The organism is Microbacterium awajiense, assembly GCF_039536545.1.
GTDB classification, from domain to species: domain Bacteria; phylum Actinomycetota; class Actinomycetes; order Actinomycetales; family Microbacteriaceae; genus Microbacterium; species Microbacterium awajiense.
Genome location: NZ_BAAAYU010000005.1, coordinates 1,386,436 through 1,402,196, shown reverse-complemented (window position 1 = coordinate 1,402,196; position 15,761 = coordinate 1,386,436). Strand labels below are relative to the sequence as shown.

Below are 15,761 nucleotides of genomic sequence, written 5' to 3'. Positions count from 1 at the left end.
GGCCGAACCGAAGTCCGACCCACGCCTACCGGCGAATCCCGTTCGCCGTGCAGGAACTGCTACCCGACAGGCGTGTAGTAGTACAGCGACGGCACGGCCTGTCCGACCTGCGTTTCCACGTCGGTCTCCGCGTTGGTCACATAGACCAGCGACGGGCGGTAGAAGGGCGCGAACCATGCGTCCTCGGTGAGGACGGTGTTCAGCTCCTGCTGAGCCGCGACGGATTCCTCTTCCGAGCCGAACTGAATCGTCTCCATAGCACTCTCGATCCGCGGATCGGTGCTGTGGAACGGGTTGTAGACCGCGTCCGGGGTGAACAGCTGGTTCGCCATGATCCAGGTCGGGCCTTGAGCGTTGGGCTTCACCGACGCGACGTAGTCCCCGGAGGACGCGACGGCGATGCCCTCGCTCGCGGGACGCTCGTTCCACGTCACGCGAATGCCGACGTCGCCGAGATACTGGCTGACGGCCGCCTGGAACGCGGGGTCGACGAGCACGGCCGGGATCTCGAAGTCGAATCCGTCCGCGTACCCGGCTTCCTCGAGCAGTTCGCGCGCCTTGTCGGGATCGTACGAGTAGAAGTCCTCATACTCCGGCTTGAACGCGGGTGAGCTCTCAGGGAAGATCTGGGAAGTCGGGGTGCCCAGTCCGACCTCGACCTGCGCGACGAGCTCTTCGCGATTGATCGCGTAGTTGATCGCCTGTCGGACGCGGCTGTCGCCCAGCGGCTCGAGCACCGATCCCGCACGGTCGAGCAGCATGATCCCCGCGATGTTGACTTCGGCCAGATGATCGACAAGCCCGCCGTCAACCGCCTGCTTCTGGGACTTCGGCGTCAGGAGCGCACCGTCGATCTGCCCGGCGAGCAGAGCGTTGAGGCGCGCAGTCGCATCCGGGATGACGCTGAGCACGATCTCGTCGTAGTGCTGGAGCGACGGGTCCCAGTAGTCCTCGTTGATGGTGAACGTGTACTCGGATCCGGGAACGGACGCCGCGACGTCCATCACGTACGGCCCACTGCCTACCGGCTGGGTGTCGATGCTGCCGGCCTCGATCGCCGTGGGGCTGCCGATGAAGCTCGCCTGGACCGACATGTTGTACAGCAGTCCGGGGTCCGGGGCATCGAGCTCGATCACGACGGTGTCGTCGGAAGGCGCCCCGATCGAGGACACGAGCGCAAGTGTCGACGCAGCGGGACCGTTGCCGTCCTTGAGCCGCTCCAGATTGAACTTGACGGCGTCCGCATCCAGCTCGGTCCCATCTGTGAATTCGACATCGTCACGGATCGTCAAGGTCAGCTCGGTCGAGTCGTCGTTGTACTCCCACTCCGTCGCGAGCATGGGGACGATCGTCCCGTCCGGCTCCTGGCGCAGGAGTGAGTCATACGTCGGCTGGAAGAACTGGCGGTGATGCGCGAAGTGCGCCTGCGCCGGGTCGAACGAGTTCACCTCGAGCACGGTGCCGAGGGTCAGGGACTCGCCCCTGACGGTGTCGGTTCCGCCGTCGCCTGCCGGCTGCTCGGGGGCAGCCGTGCATCCGACGACGAGGGCGATCGACGCCAACGACACGGCGGTCGCGAGCGCAGCTCTTCGGGTTGGGAACTTCATTGTTGCCTCCTCTGGCACGGCATCCACGCCGCGTAGTGGGATTCGCTCTCCATTCGAGCTTCGACATCTCCCGCGTTGAGGGAGTGCCGAGGTGTGCAACCGATTGTCACTCCAGGGAATGAATCGTGTCAATGGCGACGGCGGTCACGATCGAGTAACGGCGATCTCTGGTGCGGCGCCTCGCGCCAGTGGATTGCTCCGACGCGCGGTTCGTCATACGATAGCGCCAATTCAATCGTTTGAAAAGCGAGGTGATGGCGCGCATGGAAGCAGCCGTCCGACCGAACATCGTCATTCTGTTCGCCGATCAGCTGAGGGCCGATGCCCTGGGTTGCTATGGCAATCGAATGACAGAAACCCCCGCGATCGATGCGATCGCGGGGGCAGGAACGCGGTACGACTCCGCGTACACGCCGTCGCCGGTGTGCGTGCCTGCACGCTCGTCCTTCATCACGGGGCTCGAACCGCAGCACGGCGAGTGCTTCGACAACGAGATGCCGATGTCGCAGGCTTCGACATTCATGGACGACCTCTCGGCGGCCGGGTACCGCACGCACGGGGTCGGCAAGATGCACTTCACGCCGGACGGCTCTGCGCTGAGGGGATTCCAGACGCGCGACACCGGTGAGGAGTTCGGGACCTCCGAGACCGATGACTACCTCGGGTTCGTGGCATCCCACGGCTTCGAGCACGTGGAACACCCCCACGGGTTGCGCGACGAGATGTATTACGTCCCGCAACTGTCCCCCGTTCCCGAGCACCTCCACCACACCCACTGGGTGGCCGACAAGAGCATCGAGTTCCTCGCGGGGCACGACCACGATCAGCCGTTCCTGCTCTGGTCGAGCTTCATCGCCCCGCACCCGCCCTTCGCGCCGCCATCACCGTGGCACCGGCGATTCGAACCGTCGGTGATGCCGGCACCGTTCATCCCTGAAGGCAGCGACAGTCTGCTCACGGTGTTCAATCGTCTCCAGAATCGCTACAAGTACCGCGACGGCGGGACCGATCGACGCCTCGAACAGCTTCGCGCGGCGTACTACTACGCGTCTGTCAGCTATCTCGACTCGCAGATCGCACGAATCACCGCGGAGTTGGACCGCGCCGGCCTCCGAGAGAACACCGTGGTAGTGGTCACCGCCGATCACGGCGAGTTCCTCGGCGATTACGGCGCCTATGGCAAGCGATCGTTCCTGGACGCCGCCGCGCGGATCCCCCTCGTCATCAGCGGGCCCGGTATCGCGCACGAGTCCCGGCAGGAGCCGGTGACGCTGCTCGACGTCCGCCCGACGCTGCTCAGCCTCGCGGGTGTCGAACACGAGACTCGCGATGGCGCGACTCTACTGCCGAATCCCCCACAGAACCGCGCGGTCTACGGCCAGTTCCAGGACGGCGAGCTCGGCCTGTACGCGGTCATCACGGCCGAGTGGAAGTACATCTGGTCGGCGTTCGATCGGGCGGAGTTCCTCGTCGACCGCGTCCATGACTCCCGCGAGACGATGAATGTCGCCTACAACCCCCGCCGCGCTGACGTGCTGGCGACCATGAGGGCGCTCGCGAGCGAGCACTTCGAAGATCTGCATGCCACGGACTTCGCGGCCCTGAGCTCGAACGTGCCGCTCCGCCTCGGTGAGAGGCCTAGCGTCGACCTCACCCGGGCACTGCAGGCCCTGGAGCGCGACCCCGAGTCATCGACACTCGTCGTACGGGGAGGCCCCTGGGCCCCCAGTACGGTGGAGCGATGAGACGAAGCGCGCCCGGCGAGGTCGCCGCAGCGCCGACGATGCAGGATCTGGCCACATCACTCGGGGTCTCGGTATCGACTGTCTCACTCGCCCTGCGGGGCCACTCAGTCATCTCGGAGGCCACCCGCGCCAGAGTGGTCACGAAGGCTGAGCAGCTCGGATACGTCTACAATCGCGCAGCGGCCAACCTGCGCACGCAACGGCGTCACCTGGTCGGTCTCGTCGTGCCCGACGTGGCGAACCCCGTCGTCGCCGACATCGCGCTTGGCCTGCAGTCCTCGGTCGCGAGCGAGGGCCTCTTCGTCGTGTCGACGTCGACGCTGGAGAGTGTCGACGCGCAACACGCGGTCCTCCGCGCGCTGACCGAGGATCGCGCCGCCGGGATCGTCCTCATCCCGGCGTTGGAGACGAAGCGCCAAGATCTGGCGATCCCCGCGTCGGCGGCGGTTCCCCTGGTCATCCTCAACCGATCGATAGAAGGTGCAACCGCACCCTATGTCGGTGCGGCTGATGAGAAGATCGTCGATCTGGCTCTCGCGCACCTCTTCGATCACCATCACCCGCAGACGGTCGCCTATTTCGGCGGAATCGCCTCCGCCTCGCCCTACCTCGCTCGCCGGACACGGTTCGAGCAGATCATCAGCGGCCGGGAAGTGACCCACCTCGAGCCGTGGAGCAGGCCGACCGCACCGACCGCCGAAGCGGGGTATCGCGCGTTCCGTGAACTTCTCACGCAGGGGCCGCCGCCCGACGCGGTCGTCTGCCACAGCGACAGCATCGCGATCGGCGTGTTGAAGGCCCTGAACGAGGTCGATGCGTCGCCGTCGGAATGTGCGGTCGTCGGGATAGACGGATTGGCCACCTCGGCGATGACCACGCCCGGGCTGACGACGATCGCCATCGGCACCGATGAACTGGGACGCGGAGCCGGCGCCATCCTCCTCGACGCGATCGCCGGCGAACCCGCCCGCGCCGACGACCTCTCCCCCGTCACCCCGACGCTCGTGGTCCGTCAGTCCTGCGGATGCATCGGCGACCCGCTCGTCGTGCCTGCGGAAGCGGGCGGGCACTCACAGTGACGGCGCCGTCAGAGGTGACGTCCCTTCTCGCCGAGTGGTGCGAAGGGCTGATCGCCCTCCAGATCACCGACCCCGAGGACGCGCGGCGCGACGGCGCGCTTGTGTGCCCCGCGTGCCCGCGGATCCACGGGCGCTGCTGGGAAGCGCTCTATCCGTTCCTCTCGCGCGCACGCATCACCGGCGACGAACGATGGGTCGCTGCGGCGGTGCGGCTGTACGAGTGGTCCGCGAACGTCAGCACGCCCGATGGGGCGTGGTCCAACGATCTCGACCCGGCCTCGTGGCGAGGAACGACGGTCTTCGGGGCGATCGCTCTCGCAGAGGCTCTTCACCATCACGGTGACCTGCTCACCCCGTCGCAGCGATCGGAGTGGACGACGAGGCTGACGCTGGCGGCCGACGGCTACCTGTGGAACACCTTCACGTCGGTCGACGTGACCAATGTCAACTACGGACTTTCCGCGATCTACGCCTTCGACCTCATCGGACGACTTCTGGAGCGCGATGATCTGCGAGAGCGGGCGCACGTTCTGTCGAGGGAGGTCACGGGGTTCCTCACCGAGCCCAACGGTCTGCTGTTCGGGGAGGGAAAACCCGCTCGGAACACGAGCGAACGTGGCCTGCGGCCGGTCGACCTCGGCTACAACGTCGAGGAGAGCCTGAACGGAGTCGTGCTGTACGCCCTATCGAACGGCGACGAGCCGCTGCTGTCGGCACTCAGCGCCTCGATGGCGAGCCACCTGGAGTTCATGCTGCCCGACGGCGGCTGGGACAACAGCTGGGGGACCCGACAATTCAAGTGGACGTACTGGGGAAGCCGAACGTCCGACGGCTGCCAGCCGGCGTACCTCGCCCTGGCATCGCGCAACCCGACCTTCGGACTCGCCGCCATGCGCAACCTGGAGCTGCTGGCATCCCTGACGCACGGGGGGTTGCTGCACGGCGGCCCGCACTATCAGTCAGCCGGCATCGCCCCCTGCGTCCACCACACCTTCGCCCATGCAAAGGCCCTTGCCTTCGTGGTGGACAACGCCCTTGACGCGCCCGGCATCAGCGCGGAGTCGGTGCTGCCGCGCGAAGACGCAGACGGGGTGCGCGAGTTCCCGGAGCTGGCGGTCTGGCTCGCCGCACGGGGACCCTGGCGCGCGACGGTCTCCGCATATGACGGGGCATACCTGTCGGAGGTCGCGCACGACGAGGTGCTGCACACCATGGGCGGCGCACTCGGCGTGGTCCATCATCAGGATCTCGGCCTGGTCGCCGCGGGGAGCATGCCGCGATACGTCGTGTTCGAGCCGCGCAATCAGCAGCCGAATCCCGCCGAGGACGACGCCCTCACGCCCCGCGTCGAATGCTTCGCAGACGGCGCGTGGTACACCCATCTGTACGACCCGCTCGCGGATGTGACCTGGACCGACGATGGATCGACCATCGTGATGGACGCGCGCGCGACGCTCCAGACAGCCGACCGCACGCACCTCGCCGGGCCGAGCGCCGCGATCGCCATCGGTTACCGTCTCGACGCCGACACTCTCACGATCACCGCATCACGCGACCAGGTCGACCCGCTCATGGATCTCGCACTGGTGGTGCCCGTGATCTCCGCATCCGGCGAACGCGTCCGCCGGGTGTCGACCCGGCGGACGGAGATCGACAGGCTGGGGGGCACGCTCGTCCTGGAGAGCTCGTGCCCGATGTCGGTGTCGCCGCGCGTGTTCAACATGGTGCCGGGGCTTGAAGCGGTGCCGCTGCGGATGGAGTTCGCCGGCTCCGCCGGGGCGACGGTCACCCTCCGGATGAGCGTCCTGACGAGCTAGTCAGAACCTGTCGCCGAATCCCATCTTCGTGAGGTTCGCGTAGGACGTCTCGAGTGCCTCGAGCGGTGTGCGCCCGTATCGCTGGTCCTGTTCGACGAACGCATGCCGCACTCCGATCCGCTCCGCCTCGGCGATGATGGCAGGGAAGTCGAGAGATCCCTCACCGACCTCGGCGAACTGGACGAGGGTCGAGAACGTCTCGTGGACCGCACCTCTCTCGCCGGCGTGGTACCGGGCGAACGCCTCCTCGGGAACATGGCCGATGCGGTAGTCCTTCAGGTGAACCAGCGCCACCCGATCGTCGTACATGGCGAGGGTACGCACAGGATCCAGACCACCGCGTTGCACCCAGTGCACGTCGATCTCCAACGACACGCTCGGGCAGCGTTCGACGATCACGTCGAGCACCGTCTGCCCCTCGAATCGGATGAAGTCGACGTGGTGGTTGTGGTAGCTGAGAGTGAGTCCCGCATCGGCGAGACGGCGCCCATGGGCCTCGATCGTGTCGCAGAAGTCCTCGAGGTCGGCCCGGGAAGCGAGAGCCTCGTAGGTGAGGATCCCGATGCGGACGTGTGCGGCACCGAGTGCGTGCGCGTCCCGGACGATCTTGTCGTAGTCAGCGTCCAGCGCGTCGAACGGAGAGTCCTCGGGCGCGGAGAGCAGGCACGAGATCGCGGTCACATCCATCCCGAGCTCCACTTGCGCTCGGGACAGCTCGGCGACCGTCTCGGGCACCATGGGCACCTGGCTCACTTCGATGGACCTGTACCCGATCGCGCTCAGCTTCTCGAGGGTCGCGAACACACCGTCGGCCGCGAACTCCTCCTTCAGCATCATCGCCTGCGCCCCGATGATCATCGCTTCGCTCCTTCGATCGCTGCGCGTCCCAGCGGGGCGTCATCACCCTCGGCGTCGATCCTCCGGCTCAGCTCGGCGAGGTAGACGTCCTCATCGAAGTCCATCTCCACCTCCACGCCGAGCCAACTCGACAGGTGGATCGCGTTGGCGAGACGCACACCCGCGATCCCATCCGATCCCGGAGCGATCAGCGGCGTGCCGTCGATGATGTTGCGGGCGAAGTTCTCGAGCACGCCCGCGTGCTGCTCACCCCATTTCGACGTGAACTCGATCCTCTCGGTCGTGTAGAACCGGGCCGGATCCAGTTCCCCGGAGAACACTCGCTTGACGGCGTCGGCGTCGATGGAGGCGCTGATCTCCCTCTCAGACCGTTCGTAGCGCGTGACCTCGGCGACGCGGCTGCCCTCGACGACGATCTTGCCCCGTTCTCCGACGATCTCCAGGCGATCCGTGCCGCGCAGATCGTGCGTCGACGTGGTGAAGGTGCCGGTGACACCTCCGCCGAAGTCGACGAGAGCGGTGACCTCGTCCTCGACCGCGATGTCCCTCTGGAATCCGTACGCGGCCTTGGCGAAGACCTTCTCGGGGGTCCCGCAGATCCACTGCCACAGATCGAGTTGGTGCGGGGCCTGATTGACGAGGACGCCCCCGCCTTCGCCGCCCCACGTCGCCCGCCAGGCGCTCGATTCGTAGTAGCCCTGCGGCCGCCACCACGTCGTGATCATCCAGTTGGTGCGCAGCACTCTGCCGATATCGCCCGCGTCGACGATCTCCTTCAGGCGTCGGTACAGCGGATTGTTGCGCTGGTTGAACATGATGCCGAACGACAGTTCCGGACGACGTGCGGCGAACGCGTTGAGTTCGGCCACCTGCCGGGTGAAGACCCCCGCCGGCTTCTCCACCAAGGCATGGATGCCGCGCTCGAGCGCCGCCATCCCGTGCTCGGGGTGCAGATAGTGGGGGACACACGTGACCACGGCATCGACCTCGCCGCTGTCGAGCATGTCGATGTAGTGCGCGAAGACGTGGGCGGTTGGATGCTCGGAGGCGATCTGCTCACGCTTGCGGGGGTCGGGATCGGCGATGGCTGCGACGACCATGCTGGGGACGAGGCCCTGCGCGATGAGCTGCGCATAGATGGATCCCTGGGTGCCGTACCCGATGATCCCGAGTCTGACTTTGTCGCTCATTGATGTGAATCCTCTCTATGCGCGAACGTCGTGCGTGTCGGCCTCACGGGGCGCGAGGCTCGGATCCTGGTTGCGCCTGGCTTGGCGGTAGACCTCCTGGATGACGTCGACCGACGTGCGGGCAGCCGCACCGTCGATCCAGAACGGGATCTGCGCGTCGATGCTGCGGTAGAAGTCGTCGATCAGGGCACGGTGCGACAAGCCCCAGTACGAGCGCGCACCCGACGCGGGATCCGCGTCGACGCTCTCGACGCGCCCGTCCGCCCAGCTCACCTGCAGCCCCCCTGCCAGCCGGAAGGTCGCGTTCTCTGCGGTGATGTTGAGTGTGACGGGATCATTGTCGCCGTTCGCCACCGTCGCGAAGAACACAGAGCGCACACCACCGTCGTGTGTGATCACCATGTCGGCTGTGTCTTCGACCTCGATCTGGGGGTGCACGCGGGTCGCGACACCGCCGCGCACCGACACCGGATCGCCGAACATCCAGATCAGCAGATCGATCGTGTGGATCGCCTGATTCATGAGCAGGCCGCCTCCGGCTGTCTCCCATCGACCCCGCCATGGCCGCGCGGCGTAGTAGTCGCCGGATCGGCTCCACATCACCGTCGCGTTCACCGCGCGGATCTCGCCCGCCTGGCCGGAGGACAGCAGTTCATGGAGCCGTTGGACGGGAGGGTTGTATCGATTCTGGAAGCAGACGCCCAGTGTCGCAGACGACCGTTCTGCCGCCGCGATGACCGTGTCGACCCCAGCCGACGATTCCGCCAGCGGCTTCTCCAAGAGAACATGGACGCCGCTGTCGAGAGCGGCGACCGCACATTCGGCGTGCTGATGATGCGGGGTGCAGACATGCACGATGTCGGGCTGGACGGACTCGAGCAGCGCGCGGTGGTCGGCGAAGCCGGGAGCTCCGGTCGATGCTTCGGCCTGCGACCGACGGCTGTCGTCGGTGTCGCATACGCCCACGAGTTCCACGCCGGGGTTCGCCGCGATCGCGGCGAAGTGAACCGATGAGACGTCTCCGCATCCGATCACGGCAACGCGGCGCCGACTCACGAGAGCGTGACCCCGAGTTCGTCGGCCAGGGCGCGGAAGGCGCGGGCCGCCTCGCCGAAGGCTACCGGGCCGGAGTAGCCTCCCAGCTCGTGCGCCGAAGCCAGGTGCGGTTCGAGCGATGCATAGCCTCGGTACCCCGAGTCGCGGAGTGCGATCATGGTCTCGCGCAGCTGCCCATCGCCGTGGCCGGCGGGGACGACTACGCCATCTGCAGCTCGCGCGTCCTTGACTTGGAGATAGTCGACGTACGAGCTCAGAAGCTCCCAGCCGTCGGTGTACGGGATCACCCCCACCTGCACGAAGTTCGCGTTGTCCCACGCGAGACGGAGGGCCGATGATCCGACGGACTCGACCAGGTCCAGTACACGTTGCGGGGTGTCTCCGTAGATGCCCTTCTCATTCTCGTGGAGAAGCACCACGCCTTCGCGCTCCGCCAGGGTGGCCAGGGCCCGCAGCCGCGCCAGCACGTCGTCGCGTGCCGAGTCCGCCGAGTGTCCTGCCGGTGGATAGAACGAGAAGATCCGGATGTACGTTGTCTCGAGTGCGTGCGCATGGGAGATGACCCGGCGCAGGCGGGTGAGTTCGTCGTCGATCGGAGTGTCGGAGCTGACCTTGCCGATGGGCGACGCGACGGCGGAAACGGTCATCGCGCGTTCGCGGAGAAGCCGTGCGAGCTCCTGAGCCTGTGCGTCGTCGAAATCGGCGACGTTCACGCCCCAGGCGCTTCGCACCTCGAGGTTCGAGGCACCGAGTGCCTGCAGCACGGCGATCTGCACCGACGGATCAGGGTCGATCTCGTCTCCGAACCCGGACAGAGTCCAACTCGCGTGACCCATGGATGCCTGACCTCTCGTCGCTGGGGGCTGGAGCGTGACCGGCTGCCTCGCCTTCGCGATCGAGGCGACCCTCGTCATCGGCGGCGTGGCAACGGAACCGCTTCTCGAGTCTCCAGCGGATCACCTCAAATGTCAACCGATTGCCAGTCTGCCGCCAGCCAACAGAGCGAGCCGACGGGAGCGATGCCCTCGATCAGACGTCGCGAGGCGGGCCCGTCGACTCGCGGACGATCAACTCGGTGTCGAGCAGCTCCGATGCGTCTTCGACGTCGTCTCCGCCGAGTCGAGCGAGCAGCACACGCACCGCTCGACGTCCGGCCTGTTCGAGTTCCGAACCGACGGTGGTGACGGAAGGGCACATCAGCTCGCTGCCGAACACGTTGTCGAAGCCCGCGACGCTCAGTTCCCCCGGGATCTCGACGCCCTGTCGGGCAGCAGCCTGCATGAGCCCGATCGCGATGAGATCGTTGAACGCGACCGCCGCCGTCGACTTCGAGGCGAGAACCCTGCGCAGCGCTCCACGACCACCGTCGATCGTGGGGGTGGTGGGGCCGATCTCGACGATCGCCATCCCCAGCGCCTCGGATGAATCGAGCAGGCTCTCCCATCGTCGGCCGCTCACCCATGAGATCTGCGGTCCGGCGAGGTAGACGATGGACCTGTGGCCGAGGGCGTGCAGATGATTCAGGAGCTCGGCGACGCCCTTCTCGACGTCGGGCAGGACACTGTCGACCTCGGAGACCGCGCGATTGATGAGCACGACGGGCGTGCGCGCCGCGGTGAGCCGAATGGCGTCGTCGCTGAGGCGCGTAGAGGCGAGGATGATGCCGTCCACGCTCGGCATGAGACGTGACGTGGTCTCCGCCTCAGTCTCGCCTGACTCCTGCGACTCCGCCACGACGAGGGTGTAGCCGGCTCGAGCTGCCTCGTGCTCGGCACCTCTGACGATCCCGAACACGACGGGATTCGTGATGTCCGCGACCAGCAGCGCCAGGGTCTGACTCCGACCGGTAGGGAGGGCGCGCGCCATCGGATTGATGCGAAAGCTCAGTCGACTCGCCGCGTCGCGAATTCGTGCTTCCGTCTTCGCGCTGATGCGCCCGGGCTTGGAGAGCGCTCTGGACACCGTCGACGGGCTGACACCCGCGAGTTCGGCGATGTCGTAGATCGTCGCCCGCCCTCCGCGACGACGAATGCGCTCCGCGAGTTCCCCGGGGATCTCGGAGGCCTCGGGGCTCGGTTCGGAAGGTTGGACCTCTCCCATCGGCACGCGCGCCATTCCTCTCCTCGGTGACATCCTTCATCCCGGCGGTACCGGCGGTCTCTCCCACGCCAGCGCGTGGAGCCCATCGCCGCCGGATGCGAGGCGAGGAATCACTCCCCACTGAATACCGCGAGAATCCGCCTGTCAATCGTTTGCGACTCGTGTCGCCCCGATCTCACCAGTCGTGCACCGTACCGTCAGCGAGGCGGTTGTATGGCAAGTAGGCCTGCTCGTACGGGTACGTCCCGGCTTCGTCGACATTGAGTTCGACGCCGAGGCCGGGCTTGTCGCCAGGATGCAGCAGGCCACCCTTCCAGGTGAACGACTGCTCGAAGACCTGGTCGGTCTTCGCACCGTGCTTCATGTACTCCTGGATTCCGAAATTGTGGATACTGAGGCCCAAGTGCATGGCGGCTGCCATACCGACCGGTGAGATGTCGGTCGGACCGTGCATGCCCGACTTGATCTGGTACATCGCCGCGTAGTCCAGGGTCTTCTTCAGCGGCGAGATGCCGCCCATGTGCGTCACCGCCCCGCGGACGTAGTCGATGAGCTGGTCACGGATGATGTCCTTGAAGTCCCACGCCGTGTTGAAGATCTCGCCGATAGCGAGCGGGGTCGTCGTATGCTGGCGCACCAAGCGGAGAGCTTCCTGGTTCTCGGCGGGGGTGCAATCCTCCAGCCAGAACAGGTCGTAGGGCTCGAGCGACTTGCCGAGTTTGGCGGCCTGAATCGGGGTCATCCGGTGGTGCCCGTCGTGCAGTAGCGGGATCTCGGGGCCGAACTCGTTGCGGACTGCCTCGAACACCCCGGGTAGGTGCCGCAGGTACGCCCGCGTGTCCCAATCCTCCTGCACCGGTTTCGCACCGCGGCGCGCCGGCTCATGGTCGTAGCGGGATTCGCCGCCGCCGGTGTCGGAGGACTGCGACGCGATGCCGTAGATCGCTTTCAACCCCGGCACGCCGGTCTGGATGCGGATCGCCTTGTACCCCTGCTCGAGGTGCGAGCGCACCGAGTCGAACAGTTCGGGCAGCTCCTTACCCGACGCGTGTCCGTACGCGAGCAGACCCGTACGGGAGGCGCCGCCGAGCAGCTGGTACACAGGCATCCCTGCCGCTTTGCCCTTGATATCCCAGAGCGCCATGTCGACCGCAGCAGATGCCGCCATGGTCACGGGTCCCCGACGCCAGTACGCCGAGCGGTATAGGAACTGCCAGGTGTCCTCGATCTTCCCGGCATCCGAGCCGATCAGCAGCGGCACCACGTGCTCGGTCAAGTAGGCCACCACGGAGAGCTCACGGCCGTTGAGCGTCGCGTCACCGAGCCCCGTGTGGCCCTCGTCGGTCGTCAGCTTCAGCGTGACGAAGTTACGGTCGGGGCTGGTGACGATGACCTCAGCCTTTTCGATGATCATGAGTGATTCCTTCTTTCCGAAGCCGTTCCGTCGCCCGCTCGATCTGGTCCAGGAAGCCGTCGTCGGCGGCAAGTCGCTCACTGATCGGGGCCACTGCAGAGCGCATGCCATCGCGTCCGACGACGTCGGTCTGCGATGCGATCCATGCCGCGAAGACCGCCGCGCACCCCGTCGCTGTGCGTCCCGCCTGCCGTTCCCGCTTTGCCACAGGAACGATCCTCACGCGGAGCTTCGTCGCCGTGTCGAGGGCGATCTGGGCAAGATGGTGCACGATGCGTCGGCGGGAGAACCGGTCCACGAGCGCCGCCCGATACGCCGGGATGCCGAGCTCAGCGGGCAGATGCCGAGCCGCCTCGTCCCAGTACGCGTCAACCGCTTCTCGACACTCCGGGTCGGAGATCGCCTCGTAGACGGTCGCGTGACCGCGAAGGGGACCGAGGCAGGCGAGAAGTGTGTGAGCACCATTGAGAAGCCACAGCTTCCTCACTTCCCACGGCTCGAGATCATCGGTGAATCGCGCGCCCGCGCTCTCCCACTTCGGGCGTCCTGCAGGGAACTCTCCGGCGATGACCCAGTCGTGGAACGGCTCCGTCACCACCGGTACACGATCGCCGTACTCGTCCGAAAGCCGCCGCAACTCGTCAGCGGAAACCCGCGGCGTGATGCGGTCGATCGATGTCGACACGAACGACACGTTCTCGTCGATCCACCGAGCAGTTGTCGGCGACGTCTCCGACGCGAGCGCAGACAGTCCCCGACGAAGGTGGCCGCCGTTGTCAGGAAGGTTGTCGCACGAGACGATCGCCACCGGGCGGCCGTCTCGGCGACGACGCAGTTCCAGACCGAGCAGGATCCGACCGAGCGCGGTCGCGGGCCGGAGCGTTGCCAGGCTCGGGGCGGCATCGAGCCGAGCCAGCCTCTCGAGGTCGGCGGCAACGAGCGGGTCGTCGCGGTCGATCTCTCCCGCCATCGTCGTGCGGTAGCCGGCTTCAGTGATCGTGAGCGTGACGATCGCAGTGGTGGATGCGGCGATCTCTTCGACGAGCTGCGCGACATCGGCCCCCGGGTGGGCGCGGACGATGCTCTCGATCTGCTCGATGTGGTCGCCGTCCTCGTCGCGGACCACCAGCGTGTAGACACCGTCCTGCGCCGTGAGCGCGTCGGCGAGATCGGAGCTGCGACCGGCGTACGCCGAGATCCCCCACTCGGAAGCATCCTCCGCCCGCGCGGTGTACCACGCGGTGTGGGCGCGGCTGAACGCGCCGAGGCCGACGTGGACGATGCGGACGGGGGGCGCGGGTCGTGTGCGCACGGGGGTCACAGTTTGAATACCCGGCGAGGCTGCGGTCCGACGATGTCGTCGATGATCGTGCCCGCGGTCTGCTCACCGATGCGACCTTCAACCACGAGACGGGCGAGGAATGACGCATCCACTCGCCGGGCTGTGTCGTGGCGTGCCGGTATGGACAGGAACGCCCGCGTATCGTCGATGAACCCGGATCCCCGGCTGAACCCGGCGGACTCGGTGACCGCCGCCCGGAATCGCATCATGGCGTCGGGTGCATCGAGGAACCACCACGGCGCCCCAATGAACACCGATGGGTAGAAGCTCGCCATCGGTGCGATTTCACGCGAGTAGACCGTCTCATCGACTGCGAAGAGCACCAAGTGGAGACCCCTCGCCAGACCGTGCCGCTCGAGGAGAGGCCGCAGCCCGCGAACGAAGTCCGTCGAGCGGGGGAAGTCGTGACCGCTATCGGGCCCGAATCGCCGGAGTGTCGCGGTGCTGTGATTTCGCACCACCCCGGCATGGATGGTCATGACCAGTCCGTCGTCGACGCTCATCTCCGCCATCCGGACGAGCATGTGCCCTCGGAAGGCTGCGCGCTGCCGGGCGGTCGCACGTCCTGCCACGATCACCTGGAAGAGGTCTCGCGCGTCGTCATCGGTCATGTCGACGGTCGCTGGGTCTTCGATCCCGTGATCAGCCGACGTCGCGCCGTGCTCGATGAAGTGGGCACGACGCTCCCTGAGAGCGCTGAGATACCCGTCGAACGTCCCGGGCTGCGAGGTGGCGCCCAGAAGAGCCGCGAGATCGGAGTCGAAGGTGGAGCAGTCGGGATCGAGGTACCGGTCCGGGCGGAACGTGGGGAGCACGCGACCGGGCAGACCGCTCTGGGCGATCTCGTCGTGAAAGTGCAGATCGTCCAGCGGGTCATCGGTCGTCGCTAGCACCTCGATCGCGAAGCGCTCGAACAGCGCGCGCGGTCGGAACGCGGGCTCGGCGAGTCTCGCCCGCACGGCGTCGTAGACCTTGTCGGCCGTCTCGGCCGACAAGGTCGCGTCGATGCCGAGGACGTGCCGCAGCTCGTCCTCGATCCAGTACCCGGACGCGGTGCCCGCGAACAGGTGCCAGCGTGACGCGAATTCCCGCCACGCCTGCCGGGGATCGACGGCGTTGCCGCCGACCCCGAGATCGTCGAGGTCGACGCCCGACGCGTGCAGCAGCCGCGTGACGTAGTGGTCATGGGTGACCAGCAGAGACGCCGGATCCGTGAAGGGCACATCGCGAGCGATCCACTCGGCGGGAACGTGGCCGTGCGGCGACACGATCGGCGCGTCGGCGATCCGTTCGTACAGTGCCCGCGCGATCGCACGGGTGCTCGGGTCACCCGGGAAGAGTCGATCGCCGTCCGGGCCCACCTCGGTGCTCGAAGGCGCGTCTGGGGAATCCTGCCTCAGCACTCTGATCTTCTCCTCGCCACATTGCGTCCGCCAGCCGCCGAGAAGTCAATCACAACTGACCGACGATGGCAACCGATTGCCCCGGACGTCGCGGCCTCCCCGCCCTGCTCGCCCATGGCGGGGGCGAGCAGGGCCCTGCGAGACATGAGC

13 protein-coding genes are annotated in these 15,761 nt (G+C 66.6%); 3 read left to right on the top strand and 10 right to left on the bottom strand.

Features of this window, described 5'->3' with window-relative positions:
• Positions 1-59: 59 nt before the first annotated feature.
• Positions 60-1,607, bottom strand: a complete 1,548-nt coding sequence (locus ABD663_RS13165) for an ABC transporter substrate-binding protein (protein WP_344739288.1) — start codon at positions 1,605-1,607, stop codon at positions 60-62.
• 106 nt (positions 1,608-1,713) lie between these two features.
• On the bottom strand, positions 1,714-1,872 hold the full coding sequence (locus tag ABD663_RS13160) for a hypothetical protein (protein WP_344740277.1): 159 nt from the start codon (positions 1,870-1,872) through the stop codon (positions 1,714-1,716).
• On the opposite strand from ABD663_RS13160, the gene ABD663_RS13155 reads away from it, so the two are divergent.
• Genes ABD663_RS13155 through ABD663_RS13145 form a run of 3 tightly spaced genes read left to right on the top strand, consistent with a single transcriptional unit; the run spans position 1,862 to position 6,248 of the window.
• Positions 1,862-3,352 carry a sulfatase family protein gene (locus tag ABD663_RS13155; RefSeq protein WP_344739286.1) on the top strand — a complete coding sequence of 497 codons (1,491 nt, stop codon included), beginning with the start codon at positions 1,862-1,864 and terminating at the stop codon, positions 3,350-3,352. The genes ABD663_RS13160 and ABD663_RS13155 overlap by 11 nt on opposite strands.
• Positions 3,349-4,431, top strand: a complete 1,083-nt coding sequence (locus tag ABD663_RS13150) for a LacI family DNA-binding transcriptional regulator (RefSeq protein WP_344739284.1) — start codon at positions 3,349-3,351, stop codon at positions 4,429-4,431. The genes ABD663_RS13155 and ABD663_RS13150 overlap by 4 nt, the downstream gene beginning before the upstream one ends.
• 14 nt (positions 4,432-4,445) lie before the next feature.
• Complete coding sequence (locus ABD663_RS13145) at positions 4,446-6,248, top strand: ulvan lysase-like protein (protein WP_344739282.1); 1,803 nt, start codon at positions 4,446-4,448, stop codon at positions 6,246-6,248.
• Here ABD663_RS13145 and ABD663_RS13140 read toward each other — a convergent pair whose 3' ends face one another.
• The 8 genes from ABD663_RS13140 to uxaC form a co-directional block, all read right to left on the bottom strand.
• Positions 6,249-7,106 (bottom strand): sugar phosphate isomerase/epimerase family protein, encoded by an 858-nt coding sequence (locus ABD663_RS13140; RefSeq protein WP_344739280.1) that lies wholly within the window; start codon positions 7,104-7,106, stop codon positions 6,249-6,251.
• Positions 7,103-8,296, bottom strand: a complete 1,194-nt coding sequence (locus ABD663_RS13135; RefSeq protein ID WP_344739278.1) for a Gfo/Idh/MocA family protein — start codon at positions 8,294-8,296, stop codon at positions 7,103-7,105. Before ABD663_RS13135 ends, ABD663_RS13140 begins: the two co-directional genes overlap by 4 nt.
• A gap of 15 nt (positions 8,297-8,311) precedes the next feature.
• The gene (locus ABD663_RS13130) at positions 8,312-9,352 is read right to left on the bottom strand and encodes a Gfo/Idh/MocA family protein (RefSeq protein ID WP_344739276.1); all 1,041 of its coding nucleotides are present in this window, start codon (positions 9,350-9,352) and stop codon (positions 8,312-8,314) included.
• A complete protein-coding gene (locus tag ABD663_RS13125; protein ID WP_344739274.1) occupies positions 9,349-10,188 on the bottom strand; it encodes a sugar phosphate isomerase/epimerase family protein in 840 nt (279 codons plus the stop codon). Before ABD663_RS13125 ends, ABD663_RS13130 begins: the two co-directional genes overlap by 4 nt.
• 193 nt (positions 10,189-10,381) lie before the next feature.
• Positions 10,382-11,467 carry a LacI family DNA-binding transcriptional regulator gene (locus ABD663_RS13120; RefSeq protein ID WP_344739272.1) on the bottom strand — a complete coding sequence of 362 codons (1,086 nt, stop codon included), beginning with the start codon at positions 11,465-11,467 and terminating at the stop codon, positions 10,382-10,384.
• A 160-nt stretch (positions 11,468-11,627) separates the two neighbouring features.
• Positions 11,628-12,866, bottom strand: a complete 1,239-nt coding sequence (gene manD / locus ABD663_RS13115) for a D-mannonate dehydratase ManD (protein WP_344739268.1) — start codon at positions 12,864-12,866, stop codon at positions 11,628-11,630.
• Positions 12,847-14,178, bottom strand: coding sequence for a mannitol dehydrogenase family protein (locus ABD663_RS13110; RefSeq protein ID WP_344739266.1), 1,332 nt, complete (start codon positions 14,176-14,178; stop codon positions 12,847-12,849). The genes manD and ABD663_RS13110 overlap by 20 nt, the downstream gene beginning before the upstream one ends.
• A 5-nt stretch (positions 14,179-14,183) precedes the next feature.
• Positions 14,184-15,611, bottom strand: a complete 1,428-nt coding sequence (gene uxaC / locus ABD663_RS13105) for a glucuronate isomerase (RefSeq protein ID WP_344739264.1) — start codon at positions 15,609-15,611, stop codon at positions 14,184-14,186.
• Between the last annotated feature and the right edge of the window lie 150 nt (positions 15,612-15,761).

Bases quoted from the DNA above. Each gene is read 5' to 3' on its own strand.
- ABD663_RS13165 (WP_344739288.1), bottom strand. From the start codon at position 1,607: ATGAAGTTCCCAACCCGAAGAGCTGCGCTCGCGACCGCCGTGTCGTTG.
- ABD663_RS13155 (WP_344739286.1), top strand. From the start codon at position 1,862: ATGGCGCGCATGGAAGCAGCCGTCCGACCGAACATCGTCATTCTGTTC.
- ABD663_RS13160 (WP_344740277.1), bottom strand. From the start codon at position 1,872: ATGCGCGCCATCACCTCGCTTTTCAAACGATTGAATTGGCGCTATCGT.
- ABD663_RS13150 (WP_344739284.1), top strand. From the start codon at position 3,349: ATGAGACGAAGCGCGCCCGGCGAGGTCGCCGCAGCGCCGACGATGCAG.
- ABD663_RS13140 (WP_344739280.1), bottom strand. From the start codon at position 7,106: ATGATCATCGGGGCGCAGGCGATGATGCTGAAGGAGGAGTTCGCGGCC.
- ABD663_RS13135 (WP_344739278.1), bottom strand. From the start codon at position 8,296: ATGAGCGACAAAGTCAGACTCGGGATCATCGGGTACGGCACCCAGGGA.
- ABD663_RS13125 (WP_344739274.1), bottom strand. From the start codon at position 10,188: ATGGGTCACGCGAGTTGGACTCTGTCCGGGTTCGGAGACGAGATCGAC.
- ABD663_RS13120 (WP_344739272.1), bottom strand. From the start codon at position 11,467: ATGGCGCGCGTGCCGATGGGAGAGGTCCAACCTTCCGAACCGAGCCCC.
- manD (WP_344739268.1), bottom strand. From the start codon at position 12,866: ATGATCATCGAAAAGGCTGAGGTCATCGTCACCAGCCCCGACCGTAAC.